Origin of the sequence: Amycolatopsis sp. NPDC051128, assembly GCF_040682715.1 — a bacterium.
Classification (GTDB): Bacteria; Actinomycetota; Actinomycetes; order Mycobacteriales; family Pseudonocardiaceae; genus Amycolatopsis.
On the sequence record NZ_JBFBBN010000071.1, the window covers coordinates 16726 to 38043 of the forward strand.

19 protein-coding genes are annotated in these 21318 nt (G+C 68.3%); 10 read left to right on the forward strand and 9 right to left on the reverse strand.

The features are described from left to right. Positions 1-9 precede the first annotated feature (9 nt). Positions 10-690 (reverse strand): hypothetical protein, encoded by a 681-nt coding sequence (locus tag AB0M82_RS42275; protein ID WP_364734818.1) that lies wholly within the window; start codon positions 688-690, stop codon positions 10-12. Between the two features lie 131 nt (positions 691-821). Between AB0M82_RS42275 and AB0M82_RS42280 the strand changes: the two genes are divergently transcribed. The 3 genes from AB0M82_RS42280 to AB0M82_RS42290 all read left to right on the forward strand — a co-directional run bounded on the left by AB0M82_RS42280 (position 822) and on the right by AB0M82_RS42290 (position 3983). Next, the gene (locus tag AB0M82_RS42280) at positions 822-1358 is read left to right on the forward strand and encodes a MauE/DoxX family redox-associated membrane protein (RefSeq protein ID WP_364734820.1); all 537 of its coding nucleotides are present in this window, start codon (positions 822-824) and stop codon (positions 1356-1358) included. Between the two features lie 271 nt (positions 1359-1629). Continuing rightward, positions 1630-3216 carry a cellulase family glycosylhydrolase gene (locus tag AB0M82_RS42285; protein ID WP_364734822.1) on the forward strand — a complete coding sequence of 529 codons (1587 nt, stop codon included), beginning with the start codon at positions 1630-1632 and terminating at the stop codon, positions 3214-3216. A 245-nt stretch (positions 3217-3461) separates the two neighbouring features. Next, complete coding sequence (locus AB0M82_RS42290; protein WP_364734824.1) at positions 3462-3983, forward strand: GNAT family N-acetyltransferase; 522 nt, start codon at positions 3462-3464, stop codon at positions 3981-3983. Here the strand turns inward: AB0M82_RS42290 and AB0M82_RS42295 are convergent. From AB0M82_RS42295 to AB0M82_RS42305, 3 genes are all read right to left on the reverse strand, one after another. Next, positions 3974-4471: a GNAT family N-acetyltransferase gene (locus AB0M82_RS42295; protein ID WP_364734826.1), complete on the reverse strand. Its 498-nt coding sequence runs from the start codon at positions 4469-4471 to the stop codon at positions 3974-3976. The two genes, AB0M82_RS42290 and AB0M82_RS42295, sit on opposite strands and share 10 nt — an antisense overlap. A 559-nt stretch (positions 4472-5030) precedes the next feature. Further along, positions 5031-6980 carry an FG-GAP-like repeat-containing protein gene (locus tag AB0M82_RS42300; protein ID WP_364734828.1) on the reverse strand — a complete coding sequence of 650 codons (1950 nt, stop codon included), beginning with the start codon at positions 6978-6980 and terminating at the stop codon, positions 5031-5033. Between the two features lie 67 nt (positions 6981-7047). Continuing rightward, complete coding sequence (locus AB0M82_RS42305) at positions 7048-7578, reverse strand: hypothetical protein (RefSeq protein WP_364734830.1); 531 nt, start codon at positions 7576-7578, stop codon at positions 7048-7050. A 226-nt stretch (positions 7579-7804) separates the two neighbouring features. Between AB0M82_RS42305 and AB0M82_RS42310 the strand changes: the two genes are divergently transcribed. Together AB0M82_RS42310 and AB0M82_RS42315 are read left to right on the forward strand one after the other, a co-directional pair. Further along, complete coding sequence (locus AB0M82_RS42310) at positions 7805-12088, forward strand: polymorphic toxin-type HINT domain-containing protein (protein WP_364734832.1); 4284 nt, start codon at positions 7805-7807, stop codon at positions 12086-12088. A gap of 58 nt (positions 12089-12146) precedes the next feature. Continuing rightward, on the forward strand, positions 12147-12506 hold the full coding sequence (locus AB0M82_RS42315; protein ID WP_364734834.1) for a hypothetical protein: 360 nt from the start codon (positions 12147-12149) through the stop codon (positions 12504-12506). 5 nt (positions 12507-12511) lie between these two features. Here AB0M82_RS42315 and AB0M82_RS42320 read toward each other — a convergent pair whose 3' ends face one another. Together AB0M82_RS42320 and AB0M82_RS42325 are read right to left on the reverse strand one after the other, a co-directional pair. Next, entirely contained in the window at positions 12512-12865 is a 354-nt protein-coding gene (locus AB0M82_RS42320; RefSeq protein ID WP_364734836.1) for a hypothetical protein, read from the reverse strand. A 457-nt stretch (positions 12866-13322) separates the two neighbouring features. Then, positions 13323-14243, reverse strand: coding sequence for a LysR family transcriptional regulator (locus AB0M82_RS42325; protein ID WP_364734838.1), 921 nt, complete (start codon positions 14241-14243; stop codon positions 13323-13325). Between the two features lie 80 nt (positions 14244-14323). Here AB0M82_RS42325 and AB0M82_RS42330 point away from each other — a divergent pair, with 80 nt between their 5' ends. Continuing rightward, positions 14324-15184: an LLM class F420-dependent oxidoreductase gene (locus tag AB0M82_RS42330; protein WP_364734840.1), complete on the forward strand. Its 861-nt coding sequence runs from the start codon at positions 14324-14326 to the stop codon at positions 15182-15184. Between the two features lie 79 nt (positions 15185-15263). Here AB0M82_RS42330 and AB0M82_RS42335 read toward each other — a convergent pair whose 3' ends face one another. Continuing rightward, positions 15264-15890 carry a response regulator transcription factor gene (locus tag AB0M82_RS42335; RefSeq protein WP_364734842.1) on the reverse strand — a complete coding sequence of 209 codons (627 nt, stop codon included), beginning with the start codon at positions 15888-15890 and terminating at the stop codon, positions 15264-15266. Next, a complete protein-coding gene (locus AB0M82_RS42340; RefSeq protein WP_364734844.1) occupies positions 15887-16942 on the reverse strand; it encodes a sensor histidine kinase in 1056 nt (351 codons plus the stop codon). The genes AB0M82_RS42335 and AB0M82_RS42340 overlap by 4 nt, the downstream gene beginning before the upstream one ends. 157 nt (positions 16943-17099) lie before the next feature. Between AB0M82_RS42340 and AB0M82_RS42345 the strand changes: the two genes are divergently transcribed. Further along, on the forward strand, positions 17100-17693 hold the full coding sequence (locus AB0M82_RS42345) for a hypothetical protein (protein ID WP_364734846.1): 594 nt from the start codon (positions 17100-17102) through the stop codon (positions 17691-17693). A gap of 417 nt (positions 17694-18110) precedes the next feature. On the opposite strand, the gene AB0M82_RS42350 is transcribed toward AB0M82_RS42345, so the two are convergent. Then, positions 18111-18374: a TetR-like C-terminal domain-containing protein gene (locus tag AB0M82_RS42350; protein ID WP_364734847.1), complete on the reverse strand. Its 264-nt coding sequence runs from the start codon at positions 18372-18374 to the stop codon at positions 18111-18113. Between the two features lie 46 nt (positions 18375-18420). On the opposite strand from AB0M82_RS42350, the gene AB0M82_RS42355 reads away from it, so the two are divergent. The 3 genes from AB0M82_RS42355 to AB0M82_RS42365 all read left to right on the forward strand — a co-directional run bounded on the left by AB0M82_RS42355 (position 18421) and on the right by AB0M82_RS42365 (position 21170). Next, positions 18421-18651 (forward strand): hypothetical protein, encoded by a 231-nt coding sequence (locus tag AB0M82_RS42355; protein WP_364734849.1) that lies wholly within the window; start codon positions 18421-18423, stop codon positions 18649-18651. 438 nt (positions 18652-19089) lie between these two features. Further along, positions 19090-20592 carry an amidase gene (locus tag AB0M82_RS42360; protein ID WP_364734851.1) on the forward strand — a complete coding sequence of 501 codons (1503 nt, stop codon included), beginning with the start codon at positions 19090-19092 and terminating at the stop codon, positions 20590-20592. Continuing rightward, positions 20589-21170, forward strand: coding sequence for a short chain dehydrogenase (locus AB0M82_RS42365; RefSeq protein WP_364734853.1), 582 nt, complete (start codon positions 20589-20591; stop codon positions 21168-21170). Before AB0M82_RS42360 ends, AB0M82_RS42365 begins: the two co-directional genes overlap by 4 nt. The last annotated feature ends 148 nt before the right edge of the window (positions 21171-21318 follow it).

Here is a 21318-nt window from a genome sequence, read left to right on the forward strand (position 1 = left end):
GCGTCTTCCTCAGCCCTGGTCCCAGGTGACACCGATCTCGTCCAGCCAGTCGAGCCGCTGCCGCTCGGTCGTCACCGTCGTGTCCGCGAGGTGGACCTCGGCCGCCCCCGCCGGGCACCCCAGGACGAACGAGCGCGCCGAATCGGACCGCCAGACCTCACCCCGTTTCGTGGGTGCGCCGGCGTGTTCCGGCAGCAAGGCCGTGGCGTGGCGCGGCGCGGGAATGGACAGCGAACCGTGGTCCTTCACCACGACCACGAAGTGCTCGTTCGCCGGGTCCAGCAACGTCGCCGCGCGGGGGACGACGATCATGCCGCCGACGTGGTCTTCGATCCGCAGCGAACCGAACAGGGCCAGCACGCGCTCGCGGTGGGGGGCCGGTCCGGCGTACACCGTCATCAGCTCGTGGTACGCGCCGATCAGGGTGGCCAGGGACGACTGCCCGTCGTCCGCCTCGGCGACGACCACTTCCCGGCCGTGGACGACGAGGCGCTCGCGCGTCTTGCCCGGCGCGACGTGCGTGCAGGCGAAATCGTGGTAACCGCGGGGTCCGATCTGGAACCCGGTGCCGAACGAGCCGCCGACGAAGCGGACCCCGGCCACCACGTGGGAAACCGGGGCCGCCGCGGGAAGGTCCACGATCACCCGGTCACCGCTCGGCGCCACCAACCGCAACCGTTGTGTCGCCATGAGACCTCCGATTCCGGGAATCCGCCCGTGACACTAGCCGACGGATTCGGCCGTGGCCACGATCGTTTCGGAACGGTTTTCTGGTTGGTCCGAACGTGGACGGTACTTTTGTCAGCCAATACATTGGGGCCATGAACGTTTTCTGGCCGCCGGTAATGACCGTCCTGGCCGCGGCGGGGGCGATTCTCCTGACCGCGGCCGGCGCGGCCCACGCGGCGCGGCCGCGGGAGCACCGGGCGGTGTTGCGCACCCACCGCCTGCTCCCGCCGGCGTCGACGGCGTTCGTGGCGGCGGCGACCGCCGGCGCGGAGCTCGCGGTGGGCGTGGCGGTGCTCGCCGCGCTGGTCACGGCCCCGTCGGCGGTGGTCCTGCCGGTCGCCGCGCAAGCCGTGGTGTACTGCGCTTTCGCCGGTTACGCGGCGTTGCTGCGGACGCGCCGGGCGGGAGTGCCGTGCGGATGTTTCGGCGCCGGAAAGGTGTCGTGGGTGGTGGTGTCCAGAGCGGTCACGCTCTCCGCGGGCAGTGCCGGATGCGCGGCGGCCGGCGCGGTCGAGCCGGTGCCGGACCGGTGGTCGTGCGTGGCGGCCGGGGTGGTCCTCGCGATGGCGAACCACCTGATTCCGTTTTGGCGCGAAGGCGGCGGACGAAAATCCGGCCGCGCTGGTTGATGATTTTCTTTCGCCGTTTTCCGGAGTTGGTCCCGTGGTCGCCGCCGCACGCACGTCATATTTTTTCGATCTTTTCGATGGAGAATTCCGCGGCCACGGCATGGACGTGTGCCCGGGCGAGGGTGGCCGGTCCGCTCGTCGACCTGCCGGTCCTCACCGGCCGGGCGCGCGTGCCGCAGGGGCTGCCCATTCGACGTTTCACCAGCTATCCTGGCGTCTGGGAGCGCTCCCAGAACTCGGTTATTGCTCGGTATTGCTCAAAGGAGAGCAGATGACGCAGTGGAGAAAGGCGTTCGGCGCGCTGGCCGCGGCGGTGGTGGCCGCGAGCGGGTTGGTCGCCTTCGGTGCGACCGGCCAGGTCGCGGCGGCGACGGCAAGCGGTACGGGCACCGGGTACCTGCACACCAGCGGCAGCAGGATCCTGGACAGCACCGGCGCGACGGTCCGGCTGACCGGTATCAACTGGTTCGGGATGGAGACCGACAACAAGACCTTCCACGGCCTGTGGTCCAGCCGCACCTGGCGGCAGCAGCTCGACCAGATGGCTCAGCTGGGCTACAACACCCTGCGTGTGCCGTTCTCCGACGACGCGCTGAAACCCGGCGCCAAGGCCACGGGTATCAACGACTACACCAATCCCGACCTGATCGGGCTTTCCCCGCTGCAGATCCTCGACAAGGTGATCGGCTACGCGGGCCAAAAGGGCATGCGCGTCATCCTCGACCGGCACCGGCCGACCAGCTCGGGCCAGACCCCGCTCTGGTACACCGCGGGCGTCCCGGAGAGCACCTGGATCAACGACTGGAAGGCCCTCGCCCAGCGCTACGCGGGCAACACCACGGTCATCGGCGCGGACCTGCACAACGAGCCGCACGCCGAGGGCACCAACCCGGCCGCGACCGGCGCGTGCTGGGGCTGCGGTGACACCGCCCGCGACTGGCGGCTGGCCGCCGAACGCGCGGGCAACGCGATCCTGGGCGTGCAGCCGAACTGGCTGATCTTCGTCGAGGGCGTGAGCTGCCCGAGCGGCGGACTGTCGAACGTGTGGGACGGCGACCCGTCCAACGACGAGGACTGTGGCTGGTGGGGCGGGAACCTGTCGAAGGCCGGCGAGTTCCCGGTACGCCTGTCGGTGCCCGGCCGGCTGGTGTACTCCCCGCACGAGTACGCCACCTCGGTCTACAACCAGCCGTGGTTCAGCGCTCCCGACTACCCGGCGAACATGACCGCGATCTGGGACAAGTACTGGGGTTACCTGTACAAGCAGAACATCGCGCCGCTGATGATGGGCGAGTTCGGCACCACGCTGGCGAACCCGGTCGACAAGGTGTGGCTGGAGAAGCTGATGGCCTACACCGGGACCGGCGTCAACGGCATCTCGTTCACCTACTGGTCGTGGAACCCCAACTCGGGTGACACCGGCGGCATCCTCAACGACGACTGGACCACGGTCAACCAGGCGAAGCAGAGCATCCTCCAGCCCTACCTCATCCCGCCTGTCGGCGGCCCCGACCCGACGACGACCACCCCGACGTCCGGCGGCACCGGCGGGTGCAAGACGGCGTGGAAGCTGGACAATTCCTGGCAGGGTGGCTTCCAGGGCACGCTGACCGTCACCAACACCGCGACGAGCGCCGCCAACCCGTGGAAGGTGGTGTTCACCCTGCCTGCCGGGGCCACCATCGCCAGCGGCTGGAACGGCACCTTCACCCAGTCCGGCACCACGGTCACCGTGACCGCGCCGTCGCACAGCCCGTCCCTGGGCGCGGGAGCGGCCGTGTCGCTCGGCTTCACCGCCAACGGCCCGTCGGGCGCACCCGCGGCGGTCACGCTCAACGCGGCGGCCTGCACCACGTGACCGGCCCCCTGGCCGCGGTGCCGCGCAGGCACCGCGGCCAGGGGCGCGGATCCCCGGCTACCGGCAGACGCCACTAAGCCCCGGGTGTGGCCGGGCGCGGGTTCGAGCGTGGCTGCCTTCCCACAGCACGCCCCGGCCGAGCACGGGGGCGACGCTGTCGGCGTAGACGAGCAGGCTTCCTTCTTGCGAAGCTGCTCGTGTTCGGCGGCGGCCTCCGTCCGAGGCAGGCGAACAGGAGGGTGGCCATGGCAGACGTCCGGCTCGATCGGATGACCAGCGAGGAATACGCGGCGTACCACCGCGACGCGGTCCTGGCCTATGCCGAGGCCCATGTTTCGGCGAAGAGCTGGCCGGCCGATGGGGCGCGGCAGCGCGCCGTCGACGAGTACGCCGAGCTCTTGCCCGTGGGCGTGGCCACACCCGGCCACCACCTCTACATCGCGCGGAACGGCGACCAGAAGGTCGGCATGGTCTGGTTTGCCGAACGCCCTCACGGCGCCGGCCGGGTCGCCTACCTCTACGACATCAAGGTCGACGCGGACCTGCGTGGCCAGGGGCATGGTGAAGCACTCATGCGGGCGATGGAGCACGAGGTGCGCTCCGCCGGTCTGAAGACGGTGCGGCTCCAGGTTTTCGGCAACAACTCGGCCGCCCGGTCGCTTTACCGGAAACTCGGCTACGTCGAGACCAACGTCGTCATGGCCAAAGACCTCGACCATGGAACAGAGACACGCACGCCGCACGGTTTGACGTCTGACTACAGCTGAGCCGCAGGGATCTCGTAGATGATCCCGAGCCCGTCCTCGTCGTCCCACTGCTGGCCGATCTCGACGAAGCCGTACTGCGATGCCAACCGATAGGAGGCCGTATTGTCGGGGCTGATCGTGACCCGGATGGTGTGCACCCGCGGCTCGCGGGCGGCACGCGTCAGCAACAGTTCCAGCGCCGCCCGCGCGTAACCGCGTCGCCGATGTGCCGGGACGACGGCATAGCCGATCTCCACCATGCCCGATGTGTCGGGAGGCCCGTGGTAACCGGCCGTTCCGACGGCCAACAGGTGTTGCTGATCCCAGATGACGCCGGTAACCCAGGCGGCGCTGCTGGGGTCCGCGGCGACCTGCCTGCTGCGCCTCTCCCACAGCCGACGCCTGTCCGGTCCGGCCAGGTAGGCCGTCAGGCGTACCGGACTGGTCGCGTTCGCTGCTGCCAGGTCGCCGCGGGCGAGCGAGTCGAACGTCGGGCCGGTCAGATGCACGATGCGAACATCCGGCTTCGGCCTGTTCGATGTCGCCGAGTGGTGATGGTTCCGCACTGAGGCAACCTGTCACAGATCCGAGCACGAGGCACCCGACATATCACGACCCTCTTCGGCATGAGCGAGCACTGGAAGCGGGCCTTCCACGAATGGCTGCCTTCCCCACTCGGCCATAGAGCCACCGAGTGGCAGTGGGTTACGCCGGGCCGTCCAGGTCGTGGAGCGGCATTTGGCGGGGTGGTCGACGCAGGGCGGCCCGACGCGCTCAGCGGCACGAGCCGATGATGGCTCTGGCTGTTTGCCGGGCAGGTGTGCCCGCTCGATGCCTCAGTCGGAGACGGGAGCACGTGGGTGCCTCATGCGCTGCGGCGATGTCGGGGCCGCTGGGTTCGGTTTCGAAGTGTGACTCGTCGTCGGTTGCGCTCGTCAGCAGGAGGCTTCCTACGGTGAGATGGGGCGAGGTCCGCGGCTCCGGGATGCGTCCGCCGCTCGGCGTGAGCGTACTTGTTTCGTGCAGGGGGCCCGGGCCGGGAAAGTGCCGGCCCGGGCTCGTCAGGTTCTACAGGATGGTGATGGCTCGTGGGGCTGGGACTTCGCTGTTGTAGGCGAAGTCGTCGTGCCACTTGATGCTGTCTCCGACGAATTTGGTGCCGTCGGAGGTGGCGACGTAGACGTCGCCGGTGGTGCTGCGGGTGAAGGTGGCGATGTCGTCTTTGCCGTCGCCGTTGAAGTCTCCGACGGCGGGGATTTCGGCGTTGGCGGCGAAGTGGTCGTGCCACTTGGCGCTGGTGCCCACGAACTTCGTACCGTCTGAGATGGCGACGAAGGCATCGGCGGCGGAGCCGCGCGTGAAGACGACGAGGTCGTCTTTGCCGTCGCCGTTGAAGTCCCCGACCGCGGGAATCTCGCTGTTGAACGCGAAGTTGTCGTGCCACTTCACGCCGTCGCCGACGAACTTGGTGCCGTCGGAGGTGGCGACGTAGACGTCGCCGGTGGTGCCGCGGGTGAAGACGGCGATGTCGTCCTTGCCGTCGCCGTTGAAATCGCCGACGTAGGGCAGTTCGTCGTTGATGCCGAAGTGGTCGTGCCAGAGTGTTCCGGCGCCGAACTTGGTGCCGTCGGAGAGGGCGACGAGGACGTCGGCTGTGCTGCCGCGCTTGACCAGGGCGATGTCGTCTTTGCCGTCACCGTTGAAGTCCCCGACGGCGGGGATTTCGTCGCCGATGCCGAAGTAGTCCTGCCACAGCACGCCGTTGCCGTCGAACTTGGTGCCGTCGGAGAGGGCGACGTAGACGTCTCCGCTGGTCCCCCGGGCGAAGGTCACGACGTCGGCTTTGCCGTCGCCGTTGAAGTCGCCGGAGAGCGGGATTTCGGTGCCGATGGAGAACCGGTCGTGCCACAGCACGCTGTTGCCGGTGAACTTCGTTCCGTCGGAAGCAGCCACGTAGACGTCGCCGGCGGTGCCGCGGGTGAAGGTGGCGATGTCGGCTTTGCCGTCACCGGTGAAGTCGACGGGGATGGGGAGCGGGGTGGATGCGGACACAACGTCGGTCGGTGGTGTGGTCCGCCCGCCCGCGGTCACGGCGACGACTTGGTAGTAGCGGGTCTGCTTCGCCGGGATCGACGTCTGGGTCAGTGTCGTGGCCTGGGTCGTCCCGGCCAGGTGCGCGGCGTCGATCGGGACCGGGGTGGTGGTGGAGCTGTAGACGCGGTAGGAGGCGTTGTCCTGCGCGGCGAGTGCGTTCCAGTTGACGGTGATCGAGTGACCGACAGCCTTGGCCGACGGGGAGAGAACCTGCTGGCGGATCCAGTCGACGAGGTCGTCGGTGCGGTCCGCGGTGGTGCCCTGCCGGGTTTCGGTGGTGACCAGGCAGCCGTGTCCCCAGGTCGTTGTCACGACACCTGCGAGGTCGGTGTGGCCGGCGTTCTCGCGGAAGACCGGGCCACCTGCGTCTCCCTTGCAGGCGTCGGCGCCCTGATCGCCGGTCAGTGCCAGCTTGGTGGAGCTGGTCGATGCGACGGTGAACGCGCTGGTCTGCAGCTGGTCGGGGGCCCATGTCGAGCTGGTGCGGCCGTAGCCGGCCAGGCGCAGTGTGTCCCCGGGGGCAGGAGCGGTGGCGGTGAGGGACACCGGGGTGATGTCGGTGATCGGGGTGTCGATGCGCGCGAGCATCGTGCTGCGGTCGGTCCGGGCGATCAGGTTGGTGACGGTGGCGAAGTGCCCGCCGGTGCTGCCGAGTTTCGTGCGGCCGACCGTGACGGTGGTCGGCTTGGCGGGGGTGCCGCCTTGGGGGTTCTGGGGGAAGCAGCCGGCCGAGGTGATGATCCATTGCGGCGCGACCAGCGCGCCGGTACAGGCCGCGGACTCGTTCGACAGTTTCGCGGTGAACGCGTAAGCGCCGTCTGCGGCGCCGGAGGCGTTGGAGATCGCTTCGGCCGGGAAGGCGGTCAGGAGGCCGGTTGCGAGGCCGGCGAGGGGGACGAGCGCGAGCGCTCTCAGCTTGTGCACGGAAGTTCCTGCTTTCGAAAAGCGAAGATTGATGTGCCGTCGGCTACGAAAAAAGCACCAGCCGGTATTAACGCGAGGCGTCCAATTGCAGCAGCGTGGTGGGGTCGCCCGGCGGAGTGGCGGCGATCCCGACCTCGGTGTCGTTATTCGGATCGACGTCCACTGTCGTATGCGCGCCGGCGTCGGTGGTCAGCTCGGCCTTGAGCTTGTGGCCGGCAGTCGCCGTGGTGCCGTCACCGCGGACGGCGAAGACGTTCGGGATCTTCAGTGTCAGATGGCCGGCTGCGGCGGTGACCTCGAAGCACAGCCTGCCGTTACCCAGGGAGCCGATGGTGTCGCTGCTCCGCACGATGATCAACCCCGGTGCCTCCATCGGCGGGCATGGCTTGTAGAGAATGTGGCCATCGCCGCTGATCAACTGCACGTGATCGCTGGCCAGGATCGCGTCCGCCCCCGGGTAGCTGTAGTCCTCCACGGCAGACGGCTGCTCGTCCGCCGCTGAGGCTGCCCCGCCGGACGGGACGACAATGATGCTCACAGTGGCAGCAGCGATCGCCGCCACCACTGTGCCGAGAAATGTCCGGCTCAACCGGCGCATGACTCCCCCTTCAAGATGAGAAAATTCCGACATATCGCCCAATGTGGATGGCAGTGTCGAAACGCTGCGGGCAGCGCGAGGTTAATCAGCCAATTCAGGAAAACGCATTGTGATCTCGATCACGGCTCAACGGCGGTTGACGGTCCTTGGCCTCCCCGGTAGATGTTCTTGTGCGCGATTTATGTCGGGGCGAAATCTTCGCGCCGGTCGATCGAGGGGGACTCAGATGCGTGCGGCAAGACCCGTGTTTCGTGCTGCCCTGACAATTGTTCTGATCGCGACGTTGACTTCTAATGCGATCACGGTGCCAGATGCCGTCGCGGCGGAGCCGAAGGCAGCGAGTGCAGCGGCTGCCGTGAATGCTGCGCCTGATTCGGATCGTGCGAAGGTGCTGCGGTTATGGCAGTTCGGTGGTCCGGCAACCCGGCGGGATGCCGCAGCGGCCTTGGCCGGAACGGACGCGGATGTAACCCGATTCCTGACGACGCAGAAAGATCGGGACGCCTCGATCGACCGGACCGTGCAGGTGAGCCGGATGATGTCTGCCGGTGGACCGGCGACCCGGTCGGCCGGTCAGCGGGCTTTGGACGCGGGCACCGACGATGCGCTCACGGCGTTCCTGGACACCGGTTGGGAAACGCCGCACGGGATCGACCTCAGTGTGCGCGTCAGCCAGGTCATGTCGGCCGGTGGCGCGGAGGTCAAGAAGGCCGGACAGAAGGCGCTCGACGCGGGGACCGACAACGCGCTGAAGACGTTCCTCGATTCCGGGTGGCAGATCCCGTTCCAGACCGACCAGACGGTGAAGGTCAGCCGCGCAAGATCCGGCGGCGGCCCCGAGGTGAAAAGGGCGGGCCAGCAGGCTCTGGACGCGGGCACCCTCGATGCGCTGAACCAGTTCCTGATCATCGATCTGCCGGTCGCCCAAGCGCGGGACGCGGAAACGGCCTCGATCAGACAGCTCGTCGCGACGGCCAAAGCTGCTTCGGAACAAGCAGCGACTCAGACGCAGCAGGCGAAGGACGAATCGGACCGAGCCGTCACCGAGGCCGCTGCCGCCCAGAAGGCAGCCCAGCAAGCGAAGGATGCGGCGGCGGCGGCGCAGGGAAACGCCAGTGAGGCGACGGACGCCGCGAACCGGGCCGCAAACGCTGCTGACCAGGCCGCGATCACCGCACGCCGGGCGATCGGCGCGGCCAACGCCGCCACCGCAGCCGCGCACACCGCGGCCGTCGCCGCGTCACGAGCCGCGACTGCCGCCACCCAGGCCGGCAACGCGGCCTCCCACGCCTACGATGCTGCCGCTGCGGCACTGGGCGACAAGACCAAAGCAGCAGATGCCAACGCGGCAGCCCAGACCGCCCGCGACGCTGCTGTGAGCGCGACGACGGCCGCCAATGCCGCGCGATCCGCCCGGACTGCTTCGCAGCAAGCCAAGATTGCCGGGCAGGCGGCCACCGATGCGGCGAATCAGTCACGCACGGCGGCGCAAGCGGCCACGGATGCGGCGAATGCCTCCGCAGCCGCCGGCGCTGACGCCCGGCAGGCGCAGGCTGCGGCGGCCAAGGCACGGGCACAGGCTGCGCGTGCGGTGGCCGCCGCGCAGGCAAGCCAGTCATGGGCGGATCAGGCGAGTACGGCTGCCGGCCAGGCCGCCGATGCCGCCGACGCCGCCGCGGCCAACGCCACCGCGGCCGCCAACGCCGCCGCCGAGGCGGCGGTCTTCGCGGGGAACGCGGCCGACGCGGCCCGGAAGGCCACCGACCACGCCAACGCGGCGACGGCAGCGGCGAACACGGCGGGGACGGCGGCGCAGCAGGCGTCGCAGATCGCCCAGGTGGCGCGCAAAGCCGACGACGACCGGATCGCGTTGGCGGGGCAGCAGGCCGACGACGCGGCTTTCGCTGCCGCGGCGGCATACGCTTCTCGGCGGGTTCCGCCGCGGTGGGACCTGGACCAGGCCAGCATCTGGGACGCGGAGACCAACCGCCTGATCGCCGAAGCGACCACTCCGGGCACCGCCCGTGCCACCGTTATCAGTGACGCGCGCAAGGCCGCGCTGAAGCTGGCGGACACCGGCGGTTCTTGGGTGAAGGCCGCGGCGCTCACCGCGGTCGCCGCGACCGACGACGAAGTCGTCGACTTCATCACCACCGGCCTGAACGCGGCTGCGGGGCAGGACGACCGTGTCATCCTCAAGCAGCTTTCCGACAACGGGACGCCCGGCTTCAAGACCGCCGCGGCCGCCGCGCTCGCCGGCTCGGACGTCGACGTGCGGAACTTCCTGCGCAGCCGCGACTACCCGGGCCGGTTGCAGGACGACACCCTGCAGGTCAGCCAGATCATGTCCGCGGCAAGGGCGGCCGGTCGCACCGTGGTCGTGCAGCACGGCCAAACCGCGCTGGATGTCGGGACCGACAAGGCGTTGCGGGACTTCCTCGACACCGACCAGTACGTATCCTTGCAGATCGACGACAAGGTGAAGGTCGCCCAGGTTCAGTCGGCTGCCCGGGCGGCCGGGGCTCGTGAGGTCGTCGCCGGTGCGCAGGCTGCGCTGGACGGCCCGCCGACGTTGGCGCGCGAGTTTCTGACCGTCGGCCAGTTCACCGCGGCCCGGCGCGACCAGAACACCGCCGCGCACAACGACGCCGTCGAGAGCCTGCTCCTGCAAGCTACCAGTGCCGCGGCCAGTGCCACCCACGACGCCAACGAAGCCCAGGCCGCCGCAGCACGCGCCCGCAACGCGGCCGACGACGCAACGCGTTACGCCGACCAAGCCACTACCGCCGCCGCTCAAGCGACCGAGGCCGCCAACCGAGCCCAGGAGGCTGCCAACCGCGCCGCCACGTCCGCGCAGCAGGCGCAGGCGTCGGCGCACACGGCCGCCTCGGCCGCGGCCTCCGCGACCGCCGCCGCCGACAGGGCCGGCCGTTCCGCGGCCTGGGCCGCCCACTCAGCGGCGGACGCCGCGCGTTTCGCGCGTGACGCGGCGAACGATGCACACAATGCATACAACGACGCCCTCGATGCCGGCAAAAGCGCCACGCAAGCTGCTGAAGCCGCACACACAGCCTGGGAAGCGGCCGCGAGGAAAGTCGAGACCGAGAAACAACAGGTCATCGAACAGCGCAGGCAAGCGTGTCAGCCCGCCATGCGAACCGGCTCGGAAACAGCCGGTTACAGCACCGAAGACTGCATCCTGCTGATCACCGGAACCCCGGCGGACAAGGACCGTATCCTGCAGCACCTGAAGGACCTCTGCCGCCAGCTCAACCCCTACGGCAGCTTCAAGGTTCAGTCGTGTCTGGACCCGCACAACTTGTTCAATCCCGACTTCAAGCCCCGGGATCCCGATCCTCTCCAGTCCAACAGTGGAGGGGACCCGCTCGACGACATCTTCCTGTTCGTCGGCATCAGCTTGCTTACCGCCGCCTGTGAAGGCATCTGCGACATCCTCGCACTGCTCGGAGGCGCCGGTGCCGAACTCGGAGCAGTCGACGCTCTCGAAACATCGGCCGCGATCGCGGAAGCCTTGGCGACAGGCAGGAGCGCTTTCGAGATTCTCGGCGTCGAAATCGACGCCGAACTCGGCGAAGCCGCCGAAATCGCGGCCGAGGCGGCCGCAGAACAGAGGCAGCTGAGCAAAATCGCCAGTGAGCTCTCCGAAAACCCGATCGCCTGCGTGCCGAACAGCTTCGTCCCTGGTACGCAGGTACTGATGGCCGACCGGACCACCAAGTCCATCGAGGACGTCAAACCAGGCGATCTGGTCCTCAATGCTTCGCCAGACGACGGGAAAGTCCAGTCGCACACAGTGCAAGCCGTCCACGTCACGGACAACGACACCGACTTCGTCGACCTGGCCATCGCTGGTTCCAGCGGTACTGGGATCATTACTGCGACCGCGCATCACCTGTTCTGGAATGACACCACTCGACAATGGACGTATGCCGCTGACCTCGTGCACGGTGAGCAACTCGATGCCCCTGGTGATGTTCGCACCACGGTAATCGGCACCCATCGGCATACGGCGGTTGCCCGGACGTACAACCTGACTATCAGCAACGTCCACACGTTCTATGTGATGGCGGGAACGATTGCCGTTCTCGTACACAACGGAGCCCGCTGCGTCGAGGACTTGGGTGACGGCATATTTCGATATGACGACGGATCTATTCGCACCGCAGACGGTAAATGGGCCGGAACTTTGGGTGCGAATGTCGGAGTCGACGCTGAAAAGGCGGTGTGGGACGACCTTTCGGCGCGTGGAATGAACATTGTGCGAGGGCGAATTTACTGCGTTGGCAACGGTGAGCAGGTGCGCGTCTACGATGGGGCCATCGATCTGGGGAACGGTGACTACGTTGGCATCGAAGTAAAGAGTGGGACGGCTGATCGGGACGCCGCCCAGCGGGCGTTCGACCACTGGGTCGAAAGTGGGAATATAGCCAAAGGCACTGGTCGGGCTCGAGATTTCAGAATCATCGGTGTGCGGAAGATCCACGTCTGAACCCTGCTTTCGGTTGTTCTGGTATGATCTGCCTGTGGTGTAAGTTCGAAGGTGCCCCATGGGAGATGTCGTGGATGCGGAAGTTGTCATTCGAGAATTCAATGGTGCGACTGTTCGTCCGGCGAGCGAACTGAACATCCGGATAACGGTAGTCGGCCTTCGGCCTGGCGAGCACGTAATTCTGGAACACGATGGTGAGCAAGGGAAAATCGACGTTCACTATGCCCAAGCCAGGCTTCGACCGGAGGGCGGCTATCAGCTTGAATATCGATCGGGGAGTGCGGCGGAACACTTCCAGACATTAACAGATTCTCGTGATGATGTGGTAGCTGCCCTCGCCGGTTGGGCGAAGGGCGACTTCTCATGGCGAGACAAATTCGAGTGGAAGTCGATCGGCGAGTGGTTCACCCGCCGGTAGACTGATTACCGAAGCTTACGCGTTTGAGGGTCGTAGCATACCAGGGAAAGTCGTTTTGCGGTTTCGATGACAAATGCCACTACATCGTCGGCCATCTCGTAATTCATGCTGAAATAAAACATCGGTCCGCGCGCGTTGCTGATTAATGGCGAGCATGTCCATGGGCATGTGTCCAGGTTGTCGATGCTCAGGTCTGGCCATTTTGTGACCAGTGTTGCGATGCACCGCAGAATTCTTGGGCTCGGTGGCTGGGTGGCGTCGGTGAGGATGTATTTGTCATACAGTTGCGAAAAGAGCCTCTCGGCCCATCGATCGGCTGCGGGACGGGCGCCGTCCCACACCGCCAAGTCGTAGCTCATGCTCGCATGGTCCCATAGACTGCCGGAAACGCTGGGCACACCCGGACCGGTAACGGCCGGGTGGCTTCGCGGCATGCCGGACGTTCAGAGCGGACAGTCACGTTCGCGAGAACTCGTCCTTCATGGCGAAATTCGGTCGAGTCTGTACGAGTGTCCGGCCGCAGCATCCTTCTGCGCGGTACTCCACCAAGATGAAGGCCGATTCTTGTGGTCATCGACCGTGAGAAGGGTCGCCGACCCGCGTTTCGACCTCGACCTGGCCTCCTGCGAGGTCTGCAAGCTGATGCCCGACGGCAGCCTCGCCCCCCCAAGCAATCCTTCCACGCCATGGACAGGGCCTGTCGATCACTCTGACCACCAAGCCCGGAGCCCTCCAAGTGCCGCGGACGTACCGGCTCAGTGTTGAAGATCCCCTTGCGCGGCCATGGCCGTACACGATCTTCCGGACGTCGGTTCGTCACCCGAAGGAGGAGGTGGTATCCGGTCCGCCGCACAGACATCGTGTGCACGCTTCGACAACTACATGCACTGCGCGACGGTCATCCCTCGCTCGCCAGGCCACGGTGAGTTCGCAGGGGCCGAGCCCGGTCACCGGGCGGCACACGACGTCGTCGCGCTGATAGATCTCGGCGTTGCCCGCGGACAGCAGTGCCACGCCGAGCCCAGAGCCGACAGCTTCGAGGGACTCCTCGGCGGTTTCGGCCTCGGCGGCGATCCGGGCCGGTGCCGGGCGCTGGTCGTTTCCCAGCCAAAACTCGCGAAGCGGTCCTGCTGTGCGCGGCAGCGCGATGAAGGGCTCGTCGGCCAGTTCATCCAGCGGGACGACCGTCCGGAGTGCGAGCCGGTGGCCGGCGGGCAGGGCCACCCAACGCTCCTCGGTGGCGACGACCTTCCAGGAGTACTCGCCGTCGTCCGGGATCGGCAGCCAGGCGACGGCTACGTCGACCTCGCCGCTCGCGAGTCCGACGGTGGGGTCACTCCATGGGACCTGCCGAAACAGCAGTTTCCAGCCCGGCAGCAGTTTCGCCATCCCGGCCGTGACGTGGGGGATGAGACCACGGCCGATCCTGGTGTGGAAACCGACCGTCAGGGTTGTTCTCCGCGCAGTGACCGCGTTGAAGACCGCGCTCTGCGCAACCGCCCACTGCTCGATGATCCGCTGGGCCTGCGGCAGCAGGGCCGCACCCGCGGCGGTCAACGCGACGGCGCGGTGGTCCCGTTCGAAAAGCGCTGCCTGCAACGAGGTTTCCAGCCGGCGGATCTGCTTACTCAATGACGGCTGGGCGATGAACAGCCGGTGGGCTGCCCTGGTGAAGCTCAGCTCTTCAGCCACCGCGACGAAGTAACGCAGGTCCCGGACGTGAACATCCATAGCCATAGGCTATAGCCGCAAGTCTTGGACGGCTGTGCCCGAGCTGCCGGACGATGGGAAGTGATCATCGACAGGAGGGCACGGGCATGGAACTGGGAGTGTCGGGGCTGAACGCGAAAGCCACGCTGGGCTCGGCCGAGACGGTCAAGCTGGCGCGGCTGGCCGAGGATCTCGGCTATTCGTCGTGGTGGGCGGGTGATCATGTGGTGCTGCCGAGCCCCCGGGTGGCGGATTCGCCGATGGAGCCGACCGACCCGATTCTCGACCCGCTGGTCCACCTGTCCTATGTCGCAGCCGTCACGCAGCGGCTCGAGCTCGGGACCGGGATCGTGATCCTGCCGCAACGCAACCCGCTTGTCCTCGCCAAGCAGGCCGCGAGCCTGGACGTGCTCAGCGGTGGCCGCTTGCTGCTCGGCGTCGGCGCCGGATATCTCGAACCCGAGATGCGCGCGGTGGGCGTCGCGATGTCCGAAAGAGGCAGACGTACTGATGAATACCTCGATGCGATGACAACGTTGTGGACCGCCCCGGCTCCCGCATATCAGGGCCGTTTTGTCGCGTTCCGTGACATCGACGCGCATCCTCGCCCGGCGCGGCACGGCGGGCCGCGCATCGTGATCGGCGGTCACAGCCGGGCTGCCTTCCGCCGCGCGGTCACCCGCGGCCACGGATGGTTCGGCAACGGCACGCTCGACGACCTGCCCCGGCACCTCGCCGGTCTGCGGCAGGCCGCGAGCGAGGTCGAGCGCCCGGAACGGCTGGGAAGGCTGGAGATCAATTACCTGCCACTCGATCCGGTGATGGTGGATCCTCGTGCTTCGCAGCGCTACGCCGACCTCGGAGTAGACCGCCTGGTGATCTACCCGCTGCCGCTCGAGGATCCGTCGGACGTCGCGCGGTTCCTGGAACACCACGCCGGTTTGCCGCACGGTCCCGCTTCACGTTGACCGGCTCGGCGAGCCGACACCGAGTCCAGTTCAGGCGTGTCGGTGGTGGCTGTCCGCGTCAGGGCCCTCGTCGAGGCGGTCAGATGAGACCCCGGTCGCGGGCGTAGACAGCCGCCTGCGTGCGGTCGCGCAGGCCGAGGCGGCCGAGGACGCGAGAGATGTGGTTCTTCACGGTGCCCTCGCTGAGGAACAGCTTCGCCGCGATCTCACGGTTCGTCGCCCCGGTCGCGACCATGCGCAGCACCTCCGTCTCCCGGCTGGTCAGGGCATCCGAGGGAGCCGGATGCCCTGACAGCGCCGCGGCAACGTGCCGGGCCGCCGTGCGATCGAGCTGGGTGACTCCGGCGTGCGCCAGCCGGACCGATTCGGCCAGCTCCGCGGCCGGAAGGTCCTTCAGCAGGTAGCCGGCCGCGCCGGCCCGCAGCGCCTGCACGACGTACTCCTCGTCGTCGAACGTCGTCAGCATCACCACGCGGCAGTCCGGGGCGCGGCGGCGCAGCACGGCGACCGCTTCGACGCCGTCCATCTCCGGCATCCGCACGTCCATCAGCACCACGTCCGGGCCGAGCGCCAGGGTCCGCTCGATCGCCTCCCGGCCGGTGGCCGCCATGCCGACCACCGAGATTCCCGGCTGGATGTCCAGCAGGGACGCGATGCCCTCGCGCACCAGCCGCTGGTCGTCGACCACGAGCACCCGCACACTCACGGCACGGTCACCGTGACCCTGGTGCCCGTGCCCGGCTCGCTGTCCACCGTCACGGCGCCACCGACGAGCGCGGCGCGTTCTCGCAGGCCGAGCAGGCCGAACCCGGACTGGGGCGCGCCGGTGTCGAAGCCGCGGCCGTTGTCGGTGACGACCAGGCTGGTGGCGGCGCCGAAGGTCACCGAAACCAGCACCTGGCTGGCCCGGCCGTGCCGGCGGGCGTTCGTGACCGCCTCCTGCGCGGCTCGGTAGAGCGTGGTGACCGTCGTGGGGTCGAGGTCGGGTTCCTCGCCGTGCACATCGAGCGCCACGCCCAGCTCGGTGAGCGCGTCGACCAGGGAACGCTCCCCGGCCCGCAACGTGCTGACCGAGGTCCGGACGTCCTCCAGCGCGTGCCCCACCGAGCGGCGCGCGTCGGCCAGCGCCTGGCCGGCGACGTCCGGGTCCCGGTCGGCGAACGCGGCCACCTTCTCCAGCTGGATGGAGACGGCGGTCAGGTGGTGGCCGAGGCTGTCGTGGATGTCGCGGGCCAGCCGGTTGCGTTCGGTCGCGGCGGAGAGCTCCGCGACGCGCGAGGCGGCCCGCCGCTCCTGGACCGCGACGTCGGCCATCGCGAGTGCCAGCACCAGTCCCATGGTGAACATGAGCACGTCGGACACGTAGCTGGTGTCCCGGTACCAGCCGGGCACCCACACCGCGAACCCGCCGACGAGCAACGCGAGGCAGAGCCCGCCGAGCACGAGCCCGACCGTGCGCCCGAGCGTCAGGTACGCGGCGAACGGGACCAGCACGAACAGCACCCGCGACAGCCCCGACTCGTCAAGCGCGGCGACCGCGAAGAACAGCACCAGCCGCGCGACAAGGAACGCGACGGGCCCGCGGGCCACTCGCCGCTCGACGGCCTCCAGCACGAACAACGCGCCGATCCCGGCGACGAAGCCGGCGAGTCGTGCCCCGTTCGCCGGGCTGAGGCCGGCGAACACGTAGTACAGCCCGGCCAGCAGCACGATCCCGTACACGGCACCGGAAACCCACGGCACGATCCGCGTCACCATCACCCGAGCCTACGGCCATTCGCCGGTGCCGGGACCCGACTTTGGCCGACCGGCACGTGCCGGTCGGCCACGCGGTCACTGGCCGGCCGGCACTTCCCGGGTGTCGGTCGCGGTTCCTACCGTTCAGGGAAACTCTTACGTCCCAAGGAGATTCCCCATGTTGACCCGACTGGGCGCCTGGTGCGGCGTGCTCGCCGGCCTGGCCATCGCCGTGCCCGGCCTGATCGAGGCGTTCACCGGCGAGAGCGCGCCGACGAGCTTCATGCTCGGTCTGTCCCCGGCGTTCGCCGTCCCGCTGCTCACCGTGCTCCACCTGCGGCAGGCCACCGCGGCCGGCGCCTTCGGCGCGGTGGCCTACACGGTGAACGCCGTCGGCCTCGGCCTGTTCGGCGGCGCGGCGTTCACCCTGAACCTGGCACTGTTCTTCCTCGACGACGCGGTGGTCGAGGAACTGCTGCGTGGCCCGACCATGGTCGCGCTGCTGGGCAGCGCGCTGGTCTTCGCCACCGGCGCGGTGTTGTTCGGGGTGTCCATGCTGCGAGCCAGGATCCACCCCCGCGTCCCGGCGGTGGCCTACCTCGTCGCGTTGCCCGTGCTGGCGGTCGCGGCGCGGCTGCCGGACACCCCGGTCACCAGCGTCGTGCACGTCGTGGCCGGAGGGTCGCTGATGTGGCTGTCAGCCGGTGTCTCGGATGCCGGCATTCTACTTGCGCTGGCGCATCGGCTCGGATCGAGGTCGGTGACGACGTGAGCGGCGGACGAGCCGATGACGTCGTGCGGTGGACCGGTCCGAAACGGCCCCTCACGATTCCGCGATGGGCACGTTCCGGGACCGCGCTGTGTTGGGCTGGTCGGTGATCAACCGAGCAGCGCGGATGCGGCGGTCCTGATCTCTTCGTCTTCGGTGAAGACGCGCCAGCCGCCGAAGTAGGCGATCCGTGCGGGTTGTCTGTGATCGCGCGAGCCACCGCCCACACGTGATCGTTGACGATCGCCATGTCGGCGAGGTGGCGCAGTGCGGCGATGCGGACGGGCAGGCACCTGCCCTGGGCCAGTGGCTGGGCCGGTTCGGTCAGGACGGCAACTGTGGACGCGCCCATTCTCAGCCGAGGGCGGCACGACGCAGTTTCGTGATCATGTTCGAGCAGCGAAGCGCGCTGTTCGTTGTTCACATTGGACGGTTCGGAGGTGACGTAAGTCCCAGCGTTGTGGTCAGGTCGCGCAATTCAGCGCGATACAGCTTTGCCGGGTCTCGCACCTGGGGTCGGAGGTGGCCGTAGACCTCCAAGGCCACCAGGCCATGCATGCGGCCCCATACTCGCATCGCCAGCGCGACAGCCGCCGGTGGCAGGTCGGGGAACGACTCCTTGATCAACGCGGCGAAGCCGGGTTCGAAATCCGCCGGCTCGGCGATCGAGCGGACACACCCCACGCCCGCATGGCATCATGATCATCGACATCGACTGGAGGGAGCACCAGTGAAGCGAGTTCTGACCACAGCGGCGGTCACTTCGGCCGCGTTCGGCATGTTGCTGGCCGGCGCGGGGACGGCGTCCGCGCAGGACCCGTACGCCAAGTACGCCACGGAGTCCGCGTGCGACACCTGGGGGTTGCAATACGTGCTGTCCGGTAAGGCGTACCGGTACGACTGCACCGGCCCGCACTCCAACAGCCCGGCGAGCCAGAAGTGGTGGCTCTACCTGATCTGATCGCGCCTGAACCGTTGGGCCGTCGCTTCACCTACTGGGCGGCTCAGGATGCGGGTACACGAAACACCGCCCAACTGGGAACTTCTGTTCCAGGTTGGGCGGTGTTTCGCTGCGGTGGAGCTGGTTGGACTGGGACAACGACATCATCACCAAGCCGCGCCTGGCGCGCCCCCGCGGCCTGTTCGGCAAGGTCCACTGGGCGATCGGGAATATCAACGGTCATTGGCCAGGAATTGAGACGTCCGTCCTGTTGCACGCCGCGGCATTTCATGGCCTGCGCCAATGGAGCCGGCCCGCTTCCGGCGCTGTGACCTGCGGTGGGCCAGCTTCGAAGGCGGAACGAGTGCGCGACTTCGCCGGTGAAGGTGGCCCGTCCGGCCGCCTGTTGCGCGAACCGGAATTTCGTGTCCTCTGTGGCGGGCCGATAGCTTCGGATTCATGGAATGGAGCTTTCAGGCGGCCGAAGACCTCGTTGCCGCGTTGCGTGCCGGTGCGGTGACATCGGTGGAATTGACCGACGAGGCGATCGCCCGTATCGAGCGCGACGACGAGGTGATCAACGCGATCTGCGTGCCGGACTTCGACCGTGCGCGGGCCGCCGCACGCCGTGCCGACCGGGCACGCGCGCGTGGTGAGGACCGGCCGCTACTCGGTGTTCCGGTGACGGTCAAGGAGTCGTACGACATCGCCGGGCTGCCGACGACCTGGGGCATGCCACCGCACCGGGACCATGTGCCGGCCGAGGACGCGGTACAGGTGTCGCGGCTGAAGGCCGCCGGCGCGGTGGTGCTCGGCAAGACCAATGTGCCGTTGGGACTGCAGGACATCCAGAGCTTCAACGAGATCTACGGCACCACCAGAAACCCGTGGGATCACGGTCGCACGCCGGGCGGGTCTTCCGGCGGGTCGGCGGCGGCCCTGGCGTGCGGGTTCGGCGCGCTGTCCATCGGTTCCGACATCGCCGGCTCGCTGCGCACCCCCGCGCATTTCTGCGGTGTCTACGCGCACAAGCCGACGCTCGGGCTGGCGGCCACCCGCGGGATGGTCCCGCCGTCCGAGCCGGCGTTGCCGGCCGACCTGGACCTCGCCGTCGTCGGTCCGATGGCGCGCACCGCCCGCGACCTCACGCTCCTGCTCGACGTCATGGCCGGACCGGACCCGCTGACGCTCGGCGTGGCGCACCGGTTGGCATTGCCGCCCGCCCGCCACGAGCGGCTCGGCGATTTCCGGGTCCTGGTCCTCGACGAGCATCCGCTCATTCCGACCGGGTCCGCCGTGCGGGCGGGCGTGAACCGGGTGGCCGCCGCGCTCGTCGACGGCGGCGCCCTCGTCGAACGGCGCAGTCCGCTGCTGCCCGATCTGACCGAAGCCGCGACGCTCTACACGCAGTTGCTGATTTCGGGCTCCGTCGCACGCTTTCCCGTCGAATCGGACGAGCGGCTGCGGACCCGCGCCGCCGCACTGGGCGCGGACGACCGGAGTCTCGACGCGACGCGACTGCGCGCCATGGTGTTCAGCCACCGCGACTGGATGGAGGCGAACCACCGCCGCGAGGTCCACCGCCACGGCTGGCGGCGGCTGTTCGCCGAGTTCGACGCCGTGGTGTGCCCGATCACGCCGACCCCCGCGTTCCCGCACGACCACGACCCCAATCCGCTGGAACGGCGCATCGACATCGACGGCGTCGAGTACCCGTACTTCGACCAGCTCGTCTGGGCCGGCCTGGCCACCATGCCCGGCCTGCCCGCCACCGCCATACCCGCGGGCCGGTCCCCCGAGGGCCTGCCGGTCGGCGTGCAGCTCATCGGTCCGATGTTCGAAGACCGCACCCCGCTGCGGCTGGCCGAACTGCTCGAGCGGAAGATCGGCGGCTTCCAGGCGCCGTCGGGCCCTTCTGAGCCGGGAACCCGGTTGCCGGGTCCGCTAGCGTCGGAGACGTGAAGATCGTCGTAGTGGGTGCCACCGGGCTCGTCGGCCGGGCCGTCGTCGCCGCTCTCGAAGCACGCCACGAAATCGTCTCCGTCTCGCGGAGGTCGCCGGTGCGCGCGGACCTGCGCGACCTCGCCTCGCTCGGCGGGTTGTTCGAGACCGCGCCGGACGCCGTCGTGTGCTGCGCCGCGAACGTCCCGCTCCGGCCGCTCGGCGACCTGACCGCCGAGCAGGTCGCCGACGACCTCCGCGGCAAGCTTCTCGGCCAGGTCGAGCTGGCCCGCCTCTCGGCCGAGCGCCTGCCCGCGGGCGGCTCGATCACCCTCACCGGCGGGACGTTCACCGAGCCGATCCCCGGCAGCGGCCTCGGCGCGCTCGTCAACGCCGGGCTCGAAAGCTTCGTCCGGTCCGTCGGCGCCGAGCGGCCGCACGGGCCGCGGATCAACGTCGTCAGCCCCGGCTGGATCAGGGAAACCCTTGAAGCCATGGGAGAAGACGGCGCGGGCGGGACGTCCGTGGCTGTTGTCGCCGAGGCCTACCGGGAACTCGTCGAAGGGGACGCGCGGGGCACCACCGTCGTCCCCCGGTAGCCCGGCAAAGTCTCTTGGCGGTGGCTGCGAGGGCGTTTCTTGGTCCCGAATGAGTCATTCAAGCAAGGCCGGGTAGTTAAGGGTTCCTCTGCCGCGCAAGCGGTCAACGGAAGGCCGTGAATGGCCCATTGAGGGACTCTATGTCCCT

Excerpts from the sequence above, each read along its gene's own strand:
- AB0M82_RS42275 (WP_364734818.1), bottom strand. The coding sequence starts at position 690 with ATGGCGACACAACGGTTGCGGTTGGTGGCGCCGAGCGGTGACCGGGTG.
- AB0M82_RS42280 (WP_364734820.1), top strand. The coding sequence starts at position 822 with ATGAACGTTTTCTGGCCGCCGGTAATGACCGTCCTGGCCGCGGCGGGG.
- AB0M82_RS42285 (WP_364734822.1), top strand. The coding sequence starts at position 1,630 with ATGACGCAGTGGAGAAAGGCGTTCGGCGCGCTGGCCGCGGCGGTGGTG.
- AB0M82_RS42290 (WP_364734824.1), top strand. The coding sequence starts at position 3,462 with ATGGCAGACGTCCGGCTCGATCGGATGACCAGCGAGGAATACGCGGCG.
- AB0M82_RS42305 (WP_364734830.1), bottom strand. The coding sequence starts at position 7,578 with ATGCGCCGGTTGAGCCGGACATTTCTCGGCACAGTGGTGGCGGCGATC.
- AB0M82_RS42310 (WP_364734832.1), top strand. The coding sequence starts at position 7,805 with ATGCGTGCGGCAAGACCCGTGTTTCGTGCTGCCCTGACAATTGTTCTG.
- AB0M82_RS42315 (WP_364734834.1), top strand. The coding sequence starts at position 12,147 with ATGGGAGATGTCGTGGATGCGGAAGTTGTCATTCGAGAATTCAATGGT.
- AB0M82_RS42320 (WP_364734836.1), bottom strand. The coding sequence starts at position 12,865 with ATGAGCTACGACTTGGCGGTGTGGGACGGCGCCCGTCCCGCAGCCGAT.
- AB0M82_RS42325 (WP_364734838.1), bottom strand. The coding sequence starts at position 14,243 with ATGGCTATGGATGTTCACGTCCGGGACCTGCGTTACTTCGTCGCGGTG.
- AB0M82_RS42330 (WP_364734840.1), top strand. The coding sequence starts at position 14,324 with ATGGAACTGGGAGTGTCGGGGCTGAACGCGAAAGCCACGCTGGGCTCG.
- AB0M82_RS42340 (WP_364734844.1), bottom strand. The coding sequence starts at position 16,942 with ATGGTGACGCGGATCGTGCCGTGGGTTTCCGGTGCCGTGTACGGGATC.
- AB0M82_RS42345 (WP_364734846.1), top strand. The coding sequence starts at position 17,100 with ATGTTGACCCGACTGGGCGCCTGGTGCGGCGTGCTCGCCGGCCTGGCC.
- AB0M82_RS42360 (WP_364734851.1), top strand. The coding sequence starts at position 19,090 with ATGGAATGGAGCTTTCAGGCGGCCGAAGACCTCGTTGCCGCGTTGCGT.